The organism is Microbacterium foliorum (assembly GCF_006385575.1).
GTDB classification, from domain to species: Bacteria; Actinomycetota; Actinomycetes; order Actinomycetales; family Microbacteriaceae; genus Microbacterium; species Microbacterium foliorum_B.
Map to the genome: position 1 here is coordinate 1,175,489 of NZ_CP041040.1, position 13,589 is coordinate 1,189,077.

The window sequence follows — 13,589 nt, forward strand, 5'->3', positions numbered from 1 at the left end:
TCACGGCATCCGCTGTCGTATGTTCCGCCGGATGCGTCGGCGATTCGCTTCCGTCTGCGAAGACGTCGGCATACGCTCGTGTCACCGAACGCAGACGATGGAGTGATGCGCGATGAGTGACGCGACGAAGACCGTGGAAGATGACCAGCTGCCGCCCGTAGCGGTCGACGAGAAGCCGCGGTGGACGCCGCTGAAGATCGCTCTCTGGGTGGCGATCGCGCTGCTGGGCGGCATCGCCTGGACCATGCTCGCGATCGTGCGCGGTGAGACGGTGAACGCGATCTGGTTCGTGTTCGCGGCGGTCTGCACATACCTCGTGTTCTACCGCTTCTATTCGAAGTTCATCGAGCGCAACCTGGTCAAGCCGAACGACCGGCGAGCGACCCCCGCCGAATACAAGGCGGACGGCAAGGACTACGTCGCGACGGATCGTCGGGTGCTGTTCGGCCACCATTTCGCCGCCATCGCGGGCGCCGGCCCGCTGGTCGGTCCGGTGCTGGCCGCGCAGATGGGCTACCTTCCCGGCACGATCTGGATCATCGTCGGAGTCGTGCTCGCGGGGGCCGTGCAGGACTACCTCGTGATGTTCTTCTCGATGCGACGAGGCGGACGCTCTCTCGGTCAGATGGCCCGCGACGAACTGGGCAGATTCGGTGGAACGGCCGCGATCATCGCCACGCTGCTCATCATGATCATCATCACGGCGATCCTCGCCCTCGTGGTCGTGAACGCCCTGGGTGAGAGCCCGTGGGGCGTGTTCTCCGTGGCGATGACGATCCCGATCGCCCTGTTCATGGGCGCGTACCTCCGATGGATCCGCCCAGGCAAGATCACCGAGGTGTCGATCATCGGCTTCGTCCTGCTGATGGCGGCGATCATCGGCGGCGGCATGGTCGCTGAGACCGACTGGGGCCAGGCGATCTTCACGCTCGACCGGACGACGATCGCGTGGGGCATCATCATCTACGGCTTCATCGCCGCGGTGCTGCCGGTGTGGATGCTGCTGGCTCCGCGAGACTACCTCTCGACCTTCATGAAGATCGGTGTGATCGTGGCGCTCGCCGTCGCGATCCTGTTCGTGCGGCCCGAGATCACCGTCCCGGCCTTCAGCGAGTTCGCCGCGGGGGAGACGGGCCCGGTGTGGGCCGGAGCGCTCTTCCCGTTCCTCTTCGTGACGATCGCGTGCGGGGCGCTGAGCGGATTCCACGCGCTCATCGCCTCGGGCACGACGCCGAAGATGATCGAGAAGGAGAAGCAGACGCGCTTCATCGGCTACGGCGGGATGCTCATGGAGTCGTTCGTGGCGATCATGGCGCTCGTCGCCGCGATCTCGATCGACCGAGGGCTGTACTTCGCCATGAACTCCTCGCCGGCGGCGACGCTCGGCACTGTCGAGGGGGCCGTGGCGTTCGTCAACAGCCTGGGCATGACCGGGGTGAACCTGACACCCGAGATGCTCACGAGCACTGCCGAGGCGGTGGGTGAGGAATCGATCGTCTCCCGCACCGGCGGCGCGCCGACGCTGGCCCTCGGCCTCGCACACATCATGCAGCAGTGGATCGGCGGCACCGGGATGATGGCGTTCTGGTATCACTTCGCGATCATGTTCGAGGCGCTGTTCATCCTGACGGCCGTGGATGCCGGCACCCGCGTCGCGCGCTTCATGCTGCAGGACTCGGTCGGCAACGTCATCCCTCGCTTCAAGGACACCTCGTGGCGGGTGGGTGCGTGGATCTGCACGGCCGTGATGGTCGCGGGGTGGGGAGCGGTGCTGATCATGGGAGTCACGGACCCGCTCGGCGGCATCAACACCCTGTTCCCGCTGTTCGGCATCGCCAACCAGCTGCTGGCGGCCATCGCGCTCTCCGTGGTGCTCACCATCGTGGCGCGCAGGCGCACATTCAAGGTCCTGTGGGTGGTCGCGCTGCCGCTGGCGTTCGTCACCGTCGTGACGGTGACGGCCTCGCTGCAGAAGATCTTCTCGACCGTGCCGCAGGTGGGTTACTTCGCGAACCATGTCGCTTTCCGCGACGCTCTCGCGGCGGGGGAGACGTCCTTCGGCACGGCGACCAGCGTCGCGGCGATGGAAGCGGTCGTCCGCAACACCATGATCCAGGGGATTCTGTCAGTGACGTTCCTCGTGCTGTCGGTGATCGTGATCACGATCTCGATCATCAAGGTCATCCAGGCTGTTCGCCCCGGCCCTGTCGTCGACCACGAGGATCCGGAGGTGCCGTCGCGCCGCTTCGCGCCGGCCGGTCTCGTCGCGTCGTCCGAGGAACGGGCCGTGGAGAAGCAGTGGAACGCACTTCCCTCGTCCGCTCAGCCGACGAGGGGGCACTGATGGCCGCCGTGGTGACCGATCACGTGCGGCGGGCCTGGCAGGCGATCGCCTGGTACGTCAACGGCGTGACGGGGCAGTCCCGGTACGCGGACTACGTGGCCCACGAGACCCAGCGGCATCCCGATCGTGAACCGCTCAGCGAGCGCGAGTTCTGGCGGGCGCACTATGCCCAGCAGGATGCCGACCCGGGGACCCGCTGCTGCTGACCTGCACATAGCCACCCTGCACCAGGTTGTCGCCACCCGGCACCGCGCTGTCGCCACCCGGCGGCCAGCGTGTCCGGAGGCGCCGGTCCTGCCTCTTGGTTCACGTCGGGGCCAACACGCCAGGCGTCGCCCTTCCCAGGCCCATGCACTCGACATCTGGTGTGTCGGCCCCGAAGTGGGCAGCGACGCCGAGGCCGGGGACGCCGACGGGCCGTCAGCCGAGATCCTTCGCGCGGCGGAGAGCCGCCATGACGGCGGCCTGCACGGAGGGCCAAGCATGGATGACCTGTGCATAGTCGAAGCGCAGGGTCTCATACCCCTGTGCCGACGCGCTGGCATCCCGGACCAGATCCTTGTGACGACGATCGTGACCGGCGTGGTTCTCACGCCCGTCGACCTCGAGGATGAGCCGCCCGCCCAGGACGAAGTCGACGCGACCGACGCCGTCGATGGTCACCTGAGCTGCGAGGACGACACCGACCAGGTGAAGCCTCAGGCGGAGGATCGATTCGAGCCCGCTCTCCGAATCGTCGTGCGCGAGGTCGAAGAGCCACCGAGCGGATGCCGGCAGAGCCGCGCGTATTCGGAGTCGCGCCGCGCGTGTCAGGGCTCGACGCTGCAGAGCGGATTCGAAGGATGCGAAGAACGACTCCTCGCCCTCGCAGCGGAACAGATGGATGAGAGCCGTCTCGACGTCGACGACTCCGAGGGGGACGGCCCCTCGGAAGAAGTGGCTGCGGCATCGGCATCCGTCGTGGTCATACGTCCGTCCGCGTCCGCCGATCCAGACGTGAACGCGCTCGGCGTCTGCGAGGACCCACACTCCGTGATGACGCAGCGCCGCGCTGCAGGTGAGGGCGCCGCCGTGCGCGGCGGCACGCCGGAGGGGGTCGGGGAGCGTCGGCGAGGCGAACAGTCCCGGACGGATGCGGTCGATGCGTCCTGCCCGCACAGCTCTCGTGAGGGAGGGGCGGTCGAGGCCGTGGCGCTGGAGGTGCGTTCCGCGAGCGAGGCCGCCGAGACGATCGAGGGTGGTTCGTGGATCGAGCATCCCCGCAGCGTGGCAGCTCCGCATGCGTGATGACGTGACGTGTGGGTGTTCTCACGGCATCGGTGCAGAAGCCGCCGCCGGGCGACCCGCTGCAGGAGCAGTGGCCCGTCACACACTTCGGGGGCCGACGCGCCAGATGCCGAACAGGAAAGCCCCCTGCGCTCGGCGTCTGGTGTGTCGGCCCCCGAAGTGGTGGGACCGGCTCAAGATCAACCGGGGTGGGTCATCGAGAGCAGGTCGAGCTTCTCGTCGAGCTGCTCGAGCGTGAGGTCGCCGCGCTCGACGTACCCGAGGTCGATCACGGCGTCGCGCACCGTGATGCCCTTCGCGACCGAGTGCTTTGCGATCTTCGCCGCAGCCTCGTAGCCGATGAGCTTGTTGAGCGGGGTGACGATCGACGGGCTCATGCCGGCGAATGCCGCCGCACGGTCGAGGTTCGCCTGCAGTCCGTCGACGGTCTTGTCGGCGAGCACGCGAGACGCGTTCGCGAGCAGACGGATCGACTCGAGCACAGCGGTGCCCATGACCGGGATGGCGACGTTCAGCTCGAAGGAGCCGGATGCGCCCGCCCACGCGACGGTAGCGTCGTTGCCGATCACTCGGGCGCAGACCATGAGCACAGCCTCGGGAACGACCGGGTTGACCTTGCCGGGCATGATCGACGACCCGGGCTGGAGGTCGGGGATGTGCAGCTCGCCGAGACCCGTGTTGGGGCCCGAGCCCATCCAGCGGAGGTCGTTGTTGATCTTGGTCAGCGAGACCGCGATCGTGCGCAGCGCGCCCGACGCCTCGACGAGTCCGTCGCGGTTCGCCTGCGCCTCGAAGTGGTCCTTCGCCTCGGTGATCGGCAGCTCGGTCTCGGCGGCGAGCAGCTCGATGACCTTCTGCGGGAACCCGAGTGGCGTGTTGATGCCGGTGCCGGTGGCGGTGCCGCCCAGCGGGACCTCGGCGACGCGGGGAAGCGCAGACTGCACGCGCTCGATGCCGAGGCGCATCTGACGGGCGTAGCCTCCGAACTCCTGGCCGAGCGTGACCGGGGTGGCATCCATGAGGTGCGTGCGACCGGACTTCACTGCGTCCTTCCACAGCTCGGCCTTCGCCTCGAAGGCGACAGCGAGGTGGTCGAGCGCGGGGATCAGAGTGTCGATGAGCGCCTGCGTGACGGCGATGTGCACGGAGGTCGGGAACACGTCGTTCGACGACTGCGAGGCGTTCACGTGGTCGTTCGGGTGCACGTTCGCGCCGAGGATGCGGGTCGCGAGGGTGGCGAGCACCTCGTTCATGTTCATGTTCGACGACGTGCCGGAGCCGGTCTGGTAGGTGTCGACGGGGAACTCGCCGTCGTGGGCGCCCGCGGCGACCTCGTCGGCGGCCTGAGCGATCGCGTCGGCGATGGCGCCGTCGAGGGTTCCCAGCTCTTTGTTCGCGAGCGCAGCAGCCTTCTTGATGCGCGCGAGCGCGGCGATCTGCGTCGATTCGAGGCCCTTGCCCGAGATCGGGAAGTTCTCGACGGCGCGCTGCGTCTGGGCGCCGTAGAGCGCGTTCACAGGGACCCGCACCTCACCCATGGTGTCGTGCTCGATGCGGTACTCCGCTGCATCGCCGCTGCGCTGGTGTGTGTCGGTCATTCCGAACCCTCCTTGGTTGCGGGGCCGTGCCCCTCGGTGTCGATTCCGTCAGTATCGATTCCGACCGTGATGACGGGCACCGCAGTGCCCTCGGCCAGACGGTAGTTGGCGCCCACGATGCCCAGGCGGCCCTCGGAGACGGCGCTAGAGATCACCTCTGACGACTGCAGCAGGTCGCGGACGGTGTTGCGCAGGTGCTCCGCGCCGACGAGATCGGCGTCGATCTCGGCGACGGTGGTGCCACCGCTCTCGGCCAGCACCTTGCGGGCCGCCGGGACGATCGGGGCGATGAGCTTCCAGATGTGCGGCGGCAGGGGAGCGGCGTCGATGGCCGTTCCGTCGATGGCGGCGCGCACGGCGCCGCACGAGTCGTGAGCGAGGACGACGATCAGAGGCACGTTCAGCACGGCCACCGCGTACTCGAGGCTCGCGACGATGGACTCGCCGATCACCTGACCGGCGTTGCGCACGACGAACAGGTCACCGAGTCCGAGGTCGAAGATGATCTCCGCAGCGAGGCGCGAGTCGGAGCAGCCGAACAGCGTGGCGACCGGATGCTGTGCCGCGGCGAGGTGCCTGCGGCGAGCCACGTCCTGATTCGGGTGCTGCGGTGCATCGTCGACGAATCGCTGGTTGCCGTCCTGCATCTGCTTCCAGGCAGCAGCGGGGGTGAGCGCGTGGGTCATGTTCACTCCGAGAGTTCGCGGATCTGGGGGACGAGAGACTCGGCGAGTTCCGCGGTGGAGTCTGCGGAACGCGAACCGTAGAGCAGCAGGTAGTCGTCACCCGCCTGGGTTCCGATGGCGTAGGTGAGGTTCTGCTTCGCGCCGGCATCGCCGAGTGCGTAGACATCCCACTCGAGACCCCCGATCGACGTCGTGTCGGTGGGCGCGGTGCCGTTGAGTCGCTGAGGGGCCCACGAGGAGTCGGCATCGAAGGCCTGGGCGAGCTTGATGAAGCCGCGCTCGTCTTCCGCTGACGGCGCCAGGGTGACATCCCAGACCACGGTCGCGCCGCTCGTGAGCTCGGCGGTGTTGACCCGCCAGAAGTCCGCGAGGTCGGGCACGATCACGGGGCGATCCATGCTGGATTCCACGTCGGCGGCGATGCCGACCACGTCGATCTCTCGCGTGGTCGCGGGTTCCCCGCGGGGGACGGCCAGCACGATCACCGCGACGATGGCCAGCGTGACGATCAGCGCGGCCACCAGGCTGCGAACGGTCTGACTCGACCGGTAGGCCTTGCTCGAGGCGGCCTTGCGTGCCGCTGTCTCCTCCGGGGTCTCCGGACGACCGAGCTCGGCGACGATGGGAGCCGGCTTGTTCATGATTCGTCTCCGTCGGCGGTGCCGGTCGACGTGGCGCGCGCGGCCTCGAGGCGACGCTTCGCGCCGAGCAGCCATTCCTCGCAGCGAGCGGCGAGCGCCTCGCCGCGCTCCCAGAGAGCGAGGGACTGCTCGAGGGTCGGAGCGCCCTGTTCGAGCTCGGAGACGACCTTCACCAGCTCGTCGCGAGCGGCCTCGAATGACAGCGTGTCCACGGGGGTGTCGTTCAGCGCACTCACGCCTCCATCCTACGCCGTGCGCAGGACACGCTCAGTCGGAGCGGGGCACCGGTGCTTCCTCTATCTCGCCCTCCGAGAGTGCCGCGACAGAGCCGCGGTCGACGGTGATCGTCAGCCTGCTGCCCGCCGGAGCATCCGCGGCGTCCCGGAGGATCACCCCGCCGTCGAGGTGAGCGATCGCGTAGCCGCGCGACAGCGTGGCTGCGGGAGAGAGCGCCCGCAGGGATGCTCGCAGCTCGCTGGTCGCCCGGCCGGCCGCATCGTGCTGGCGCGTGATCGTGTCGCGTCCGCGAGACAGCAGCAGCCACACGTCCTGAGAACGCGAGTCGATGATCGGGTCGGGAGACCGCAGCGAGGGGCGCGAGCGCAGCTGCTCGAGTTGCGCGATGTCGTGCGAGAGCCGCTGCGTCAATCTCGTCGTCGCTCTCGAGCGCAGCTGTGCGATCAGCGCCCGCTGCTCGCTGACGTCCGGGACGACGCGCTTCGCGGAATCCGTCGGAGTCGAGGCGCGCAGATCGGCGACGTCGTCGAGCAGGGGGTGATCGTTCTCGTGCCCGATCGCGCTGACGATCGGCGTGGATGCTGCCGCCACAGCCCTCACGAGACGCTCGTCGCTGAACCCGAGAAGCGTCTGCGGATCGCCACCGCCTCGGGCGATGACGATCACGTCGACATCGGGGTCGGCGTCGAGACGCGCCAGCGCTGCGAGCGTCTCCGGCACGCACCGGTCGCCCTGCACGGCCGCGTACTCGGTGCGGAAGCGCACCTGGGGCCAGCGCAGCTCCGCGTTGCGGTGCACGTCCTTCTCGGCGTCGGACTTCTCGCCCGTGATCAGACCGATCACATGCGGGAGGAAGGGCAGTCGCTTCTTGCGCGAGGGATCGAACAGACCCTCCTGGCGCAGCTGCAGTCGGAGCTTCTCGAGCTTCTCGAGCTGATCGCCGAGACCGACGTGCTTCATCGCGGAGACGGCGAAGCTGAAGTCACCGGCCTTCACGAAGTAGTCGGCCTTGACCGCGGCCACGACATGGTCGCCCACTGCCAGATCTCCGGGGATCCTCGGGCGCACACTCGACCAGATGCGGATCGAGATCTGCGCGTCGGAGCGAGTGTCCTTGAGGCGGGCGAAGATGTTGCCGCCGCGCACGTTCCAGGAGGTGATCTCGCCCTCGACCCACACGGTGTTCCAGCGGGCCACGAAGTCGCGGATCGTGGCGTTCAGGCGTGCGACCGACGTGGGAGCATCGGCCGATGAGTCGCGCGGAGCGACCGCATCCGCCGGTGGAGTCTCGCCCGATTTCGTCGAGGCTTCGAAGACCGTCATCCGCTCAGTGCACCTTCCCGCTCCTGCTCAGGTTGTCGACGGTAGAATTCGAGAGTGACCTCGACTGCCGTTCATCTGCCCCTTCCGCGCGTTCCACGAGTACGTGGGGCGGCCGGGCGGCTTCAGGATAACCCGGTCGTCGGGAACAAGCGCGTTCTGCTCGCCGCTCCGCGCGGATACTGCGCCGGCGTCGACCGCGCTGTGGTCGCCGTCGAGAAGGCGCTCGAGCGCTACGGAGCTCCCGTCTACGTGCGCAAGCAGATCGTCCACAACATCCATGTGGTGTCCGAGCTCGAAGAGAAGGGCGCGATCTTCGTCGAGGAGGTCGACGAGGTTCCCGAGGGCGCACATGTCGTCTTCAGCGCGCACGGCGTCTCACCCGCCGTCGTCGAGGCGGCATCGGACCGCGGCCTCCACGCGATCGACGCGACCTGTCCGCTGGTCACGAAGGTGCACCGCGAGGCCGTCCGATTCGCCCGCGACGATTTCGAGATCCTGCTCATCGGCCACGAAGGCCACGAAGAGGTCGAGGGCACTGCCGGGGAAGCCCCCGAGCACGTGACCATCGTGAACTCGCCGGACGAAGCCGACACCGTGCAGGTGAAGGATCCGTCGAAGGTCGTCTGGCTCTCGCAGACCACGCTCTCGGTCGACGAGACCATGGAGACGGTGAACCGCCTGCGGGCTCGGTTCCCCGAGATGCACAGTCCGCCGTCCGATGACATCTGCTACGCGACGCAGAACCGTCAGGTCGCCATCAAGAAGGTGGCGGCGAACGCGGATCTCGTGATCGTCGTCGGATCGGCGAACTCGTCGAACTCGGTGCGTCTGGTCGAGGTCGCACTCGAGTACGGCGCGAAGGCCGCCTATCGCGTGGACTATGCCGAAGAGGTCAAGCAGGAGTGGCTCGACGGCGTAGCCACGGTCGGCGTCACCAGCGGAGCGTCAGTGCCCGAGGTCCTCGTCCGCGAGGTCCTCGATGCGCTCGACGGAGCGGGGTACCGCGATGTCGAAGAGGTCAAGACGGCGGAGGAAGACCTGATCTTCTCGCTGCCCAAGGAGCTTCGCCAGGATTCCCAGGGCCAGCGCGATGCGCGTGCACTGGGAGGTCGTTCCTCCAGCGGGAACGCCTGACGGTGGCCGCCACAGAGGCGGCGCCCACGCTGATCGGCTCAGTGCAACGTGCTCTCCGACTGGTCGACATGGTCGCGAACTCGTCACGGCCGGTGCCGGTCAAGACTCTCGCGGCGCGGACCGGTCTCACCCCGGGTACGACATACAACCTCGTGCGGACGCTGGTGCACGAGGGCTACCTCGTGACCGAACCCGACGGTCTGGTCCTCGGCGAGAACTTCCCGGCTTTTCGGAAGCACTCCGATGCGGGCGGCGTGTTCTTCGCCCACGTCCGCGCCGCGCTGCGCCACGCCACGGAGGAAGTGGGCGCCACCGCGTACCTCTCCCGCTACGAGGATGGCGAGCTGCACCTCGTCGACATCGTGGATGCTGCTCGCAGCACGCGGATCGATCTGTCGGTCGGTCTCGACTCGAGCGCGCACGCGACGGCGCTCGGCAAGCAGATCCTCGCCGATCTGAGTCGCGAGGAGCGGATGGACTATCTCTCGCGTCACCCGCTGGAGCAGCTCACATCTCGCACGATCAGAGACCCGCGTGCTCTGCTGGCGGCGCTCGATCGTTGTCGGGGATTCGCCGTGGATTGCGAGGAATACGCGATCGGCAATGCCTGTGTCGCCGTTCCGGTGATCGCTCCGAACGTCCGGGCGTCACTCGCGGTCTCGCTTCCGGTGGGTCATCCGCGTCTCGAGCACGGCCTCGTCGAGAAGCTCAAGGTGGTGGCGCGGCGGCTCTCGCTGCAGTTGGGTGCGGATGCACTGGGCGGAAGCACATCCCGTCTCGCGACCTCGCTCTGACGATCGCCGCCCCGCCGTGTTGCGGCTCTTCACTATCTGAAGAAGTGCCACTGGTGCTCGGGCACGCGCTTTCCCTAACATGTGAGGTGTAGTCGTCTGTGCAATCGGCGCTACCGGTGGTGGAACGTCCCCAGCGTTCCTCGACCCACTTGGATGACGAGCGTCCCCAGCGTTCCGAGTCCGCGGCCCCGAGGAGTCCCCACTCCTCCGGGGCCGCCATCATGTTCGGCGCTCGCAGTCTGTGAGGACCTCCTAGCCGATCGGACTAGCATGCTGGGATGACGGACCAGCGGCCCCAGTACGGCGAAATCGCGACCCTCGATGAGCAGCGAAGGGCAGCAGGGCTGCCTCCGCTGGATGAGGTTCCCGCCGTCGAGGTGGGTGCAGCGCCGGCACCGGCTGACGGCGCAAGGGTCGATTCGGCCGCTGCGCGTGCGCGCCCGGTCGATCGATTCGTGACGATCGCTCTGCTCGCCTACGGTCTGGTGAACGTGGTCATGACGGGCCTGTCATACCTGGACTTCGCCACTGCGATGAATCAGATGATGAGCGTGCTCGGCGTCGATGGGGATTTCACGAACTACGCCGAGGGCAGGACCTGGGGCACGATCGCCGCGATCGTCCTCGCTGTCGGCTGGTCGCTCACCGCGTATTTCTCCATCCGTCGACTGCGCACTCGCAAACTCTCCTGGTGGGTGCCGCTCGTCGGTGCGGCCATCACCCTGCTCGTGGCGTCGGTCTGCGCGGCCATTCCGCTGATGAACGATCCGGCATTCATCGACTTCGTCGCCAACACCGCCGGGCAGTAGGCGGAAGACAGCCGGGCAGTAGGCGGCTGAACGACAGGTGCCCCCGGCCGATCGGCCGGGGGCACCTCGCTGTCGGAAGGACGTCAGCTCTGGGACTGTCCGTAGGAGCCGAGCTGACGCGTGGACTCGACGACGCGAGCAGCCATGGCCGTCTCGGCGATCTTGCCCCAGGCGCGCGGGTCGTACTGCTTCTTGTTGCCGACCTCGCCGTCGACCTTCAGGACGCCGTCGTAGTTCTTGAACATGTAGTCGGCGATCGCACGGGTGTATGCGTACTGCGTGTCGGTGTCGATGTTCATCTTGATGACGCCGTTGGCGACCGCGAGGGCGATCTCTTCGTCCGTCGAGCCCGAGCCACCGTGGAAGACGAGGTCGAGCGGCTTCGCGCCGGTGTTGTACTTCGCGGCGACCTGCTGCTGGATCTCGCCGAGGAGCTCGGGGCGCAGCTTCACTCCGCCGGGCTTGTACACGCCGTGGACGTTGCCGAACGTGAGAGCGGCGATGTAGCGACCCTGCTCGCCGAGGCCGAGCGCCTGCACGGCCTGGTCGACGTCTGCGAAGGTCGTGTAGAGCGCGTCGTTGGATCCCTCGTGAGCGACACCGTCTTCTTCGCCGCCGACGACGCCGATCTCGACCTCGAGGATCGCGTTGATGTTCTTCATGCGGGGGAGGAGATCCTTGGCGATCTCGATGTTCTCCGCGAGGGGGACGGCCGAGCCATCCCACATGTGCGACTGGAAGATCGGGTTGCGCCCGGCCTTGACCTCGTCTTCGGAGGCGGAGATCAGCGGCTCGACGAAGCCGGCGAGGGCGTCTTTCGGGCAGTGGTCTGTGTGCAGCGCGACGGTGATCGGGTAGTTCTTCGCGACCTCGGTCGCGAAGCGGGCGAAGGCGAGCGCGCCGGTCGCGCGTGCCTTGACCGTGTGGCCGGCGAAGTAATCCGCTCCACCGGTCGTGACCTGGATGATTCCGTCGGAACCTGCCTCGGTCAGGCCCTGGAGGACCGAGTTGATCGTCTGCGAGCTCGAGACGTTGAAAGCCGGGTAGGCGAAGCCGCCGGCCTTCGCGCGGTCGAGCATTTCGGCGTACTGATCCGGGGTGGCGACGGGCATGAGAACTCCTGCGATTTGGGAAGCCGGGACAGCAGTCACTCTATCGGGGCTGACTGTCGGATGCTGTCGGAGCGGACCGTTCGACCACCTCCTCCTGCGCCCACGTTAAGAATCGCATTTCCTTCGTCGTTGCCTGGTCGAAAACAGGCGTTCCAGGCCCGCCAGATGGTTAGGCTGACCGCATGGTTAGTCTTACAGCGGATCTGAGCCCCCTTCGTCCCGATCGAAATCTCGCGATGGAGCTGGTGCGGGCCACTGAGGCAGCCGCCATCCGTGCTGTTCCCTTCATCGGTCGTGGTGCAAAGGAGGCGGCCGACGGTGCAGCCGTCGATGCCATGCGGGCGTTCCTCGGAACTGTTGCCTTCCAGGGCCGAGTCGTGATCGGCGAGGGCGAGAAGGACAACGCGCCGATGCTCTTCAACGGCGAGGAAGTCGGCACCGGCAGCGGCCCGGAGTGCGACATCGCGGTCGACCCGATCGATGGCACGTCTCTGACTGCGGCGGGGCGTCAGAACGCGCTCTCCGTCATCGCGGTGTCCGACCGCGGATCGATGCTCGACGCGTCGAGTGTCTTCTACATGGACAAGCTCGTCACCGGCCCCGCCGGCGTCGGAGTGGTCGACATCCGCCTCCCGATCGGCGAGAACATCCGCAAGCTCGCGGGAGCTCTCGGCAAGCCGGTGGATGAGATCGTCGTCTCGGTGCTGAACCGCCCGCGTCACGAGCAGCTGATCCAGGAGATCCGGGATGCCGGCGCCGGTACGCGACTGATGAGCGACGGCGACGTCGCCGGTGGCATCAACGCGGCCCGTCACGCCGCCCGCACCGACATGTGCGTGGGTGTCGGAGGCAGCCCCGAGGGGATCGTGACGGCGTGTGCGATCAAGGCGCTCGGCGGGCACATCCAGGGGAGGCTCTGGCCCCGCGACGACGACGAGCGCCAGCGCGGCATCGATGCGGGCCTCGACATGGACAAGGTCTACGAGGCCGACGATCTCGTGCGCGGAGACAACACGATCTTCGTCGCAACCGGCGTCACGGATGGTCAGCTCGTGGCCGGCGTGCGGCGAGAGGGCGGATACATCTACACCGAGAGCGTCGTGCTGCGCGGTGCATCGGGAACCCTGCGGAGGATCGCCTCGGAGCACCTCGTCTCGAAGTGGCTCTGATCTCTGCGAGCTGAGCGGAACGGGTCATCGTTACCGACCCGGTACCGCCGTGCTTTGCGCCGAGCCGAGGTTTCTCGCGCGTCCGTGTCACAATTGTCACTGGATTTGTCGCCGTCGACGGAGCCGCCAGGCACCGCAGGCACAGGAGGGCAGACCGATGACAACGCAGCACACGAGTGGTTCCAAGGCCGCGCCGACCAAGATCGTGACGACGCCCACCGGTCGAATCATGCGAATCAACGTCGATGAGGCTGGGGTGCCTCTTCCGACCGGGACGCCGGCGCCGCCTGTGGTCACGACCGCTGTCACCGACCCCGCTCGCCGCGCTGACGTGCTGTTCCGAAAGCGCCTCGATGAGGGGCACGAGATCAGCTCCTGGTGGATGATCGGCGCTTTCGTCGTGACCAGCGGCCTCGTCATCCTCCTGCTCAGCGGCGTGCCGGGCATCGCCTGAC

Annotated in this window: 14 protein-coding genes; 7 read left to right on the forward strand and 7 right to left on the reverse strand. The window is 67.4% G+C overall.

The features are described from left to right. Positions 1 to 112 precede the first annotated feature (112 nt). Both FIV50_RS05615 and FIV50_RS05620 read left to right on the forward strand, forming a co-directional pair. Positions 113 to 2,344 (forward strand): carbon starvation CstA family protein, encoded by a 2,232-nt coding sequence (locus FIV50_RS05615; RefSeq protein WP_140036581.1) that lies wholly within the window; start codon positions 113 to 115, stop codon positions 2,342 to 2,344. After that, the gene (locus FIV50_RS05620; RefSeq protein WP_258184436.1) at positions 2,299 to 2,550 is read left to right on the forward strand and encodes a YbdD/YjiX family protein; all 252 of its coding nucleotides are present in this window, start codon (positions 2,299 to 2,301) and stop codon (positions 2,548 to 2,550) included. The genes FIV50_RS05615 and FIV50_RS05620 overlap by 46 nt, the downstream gene beginning before the upstream one ends. 214 nt (positions 2,551 to 2,764) lie before the next feature. Here FIV50_RS05620 and FIV50_RS05625 read toward each other — a convergent pair whose 3' ends face one another. From FIV50_RS05625 to xseA, 6 genes are all read right to left on the reverse strand, one after another. Next, positions 2,765 to 3,601: a DUF559 domain-containing protein gene (locus FIV50_RS05625; protein ID WP_140036582.1), complete on the reverse strand. Its 837-nt coding sequence runs from the start codon at positions 3,599 to 3,601 to the stop codon at positions 2,765 to 2,767. Positions 3,602 to 3,810: 209 nt separating this feature from the next. Continuing rightward, entirely contained in the window at positions 3,811 to 5,229 is a 1,419-nt protein-coding gene (locus tag FIV50_RS05630) for a class II fumarate hydratase (RefSeq protein WP_140036583.1), read from the reverse strand. Next, entirely contained in the window at positions 5,226 to 5,915 is a 690-nt protein-coding gene (locus FIV50_RS05635) for a carbonic anhydrase (RefSeq protein WP_140036584.1), read from the reverse strand. Before FIV50_RS05635 ends, FIV50_RS05630 begins: the two co-directional genes overlap by 4 nt. Before the next feature lie 2 nt (positions 5,916 to 5,917). Next, positions 5,918 to 6,556, reverse strand: coding sequence for a DUF4245 family protein (locus FIV50_RS05640; protein WP_140036585.1), 639 nt, complete (start codon positions 6,554 to 6,556; stop codon positions 5,918 to 5,920). Then, entirely contained in the window at positions 6,553 to 6,792 is a 240-nt protein-coding gene (locus tag FIV50_RS05645; RefSeq protein ID WP_140036586.1) for an exodeoxyribonuclease VII small subunit, read from the reverse strand. The genes FIV50_RS05640 and FIV50_RS05645 overlap by 4 nt, the downstream gene beginning before the upstream one ends. A gap of 31 nt (positions 6,793 to 6,823) precedes the next feature. Beyond that, entirely contained in the window at positions 6,824 to 8,116 is a 1,293-nt protein-coding gene (gene xseA / locus FIV50_RS05650) for an exodeoxyribonuclease VII large subunit (protein ID WP_140036587.1), read from the reverse strand. 54 nt (positions 8,117 to 8,170) lie between these two features. Here xseA and FIV50_RS05655 point away from each other — a divergent pair, with 54 nt between their 5' ends. From FIV50_RS05655 to FIV50_RS05665, 3 genes are all read left to right on the forward strand, one after another. Continuing rightward, complete coding sequence (locus FIV50_RS05655; protein WP_181164347.1) at positions 8,171 to 9,250, forward strand: 4-hydroxy-3-methylbut-2-enyl diphosphate reductase; 1,080 nt, start codon at positions 8,171 to 8,173, stop codon at positions 9,248 to 9,250. Between the two features lie 2 nt (positions 9,251 to 9,252). Further along, entirely contained in the window at positions 9,253 to 10,044 is a 792-nt protein-coding gene (locus FIV50_RS05660) for an IclR family transcriptional regulator (protein ID WP_140036588.1), read from the forward strand. A 278-nt stretch (positions 10,045 to 10,322) separates the two neighbouring features. Further along, complete coding sequence (locus tag FIV50_RS05665) at positions 10,323 to 10,853, forward strand: DUF6264 family protein (RefSeq protein WP_140036589.1); 531 nt, start codon at positions 10,323 to 10,325, stop codon at positions 10,851 to 10,853. A gap of 83 nt (positions 10,854 to 10,936) precedes the next feature. Here FIV50_RS05665 and fbaA read toward each other — a convergent pair whose 3' ends face one another. Further along, entirely contained in the window at positions 10,937 to 11,965 is a 1,029-nt protein-coding gene (fbaA, locus tag FIV50_RS05670) for a class II fructose-bisphosphate aldolase (protein ID WP_053095529.1), read from the reverse strand. 182 nt (positions 11,966 to 12,147) lie between these two features. Between fbaA and glpX the strand changes: the two genes are divergently transcribed. Continuing rightward, positions 12,148 to 13,134, forward strand: coding sequence for a class II fructose-bisphosphatase (gene glpX / locus FIV50_RS05675; RefSeq protein ID WP_053095530.1), 987 nt, complete (start codon positions 12,148 to 12,150; stop codon positions 13,132 to 13,134). A 157-nt stretch (positions 13,135 to 13,291) separates the two neighbouring features. Beyond that, complete coding sequence (locus FIV50_RS05680; RefSeq protein ID WP_140036590.1) at positions 13,292 to 13,588, forward strand: hypothetical protein; 297 nt, start codon at positions 13,292 to 13,294, stop codon at positions 13,586 to 13,588. Position 13,589 lies beyond the last annotated feature (1 nt).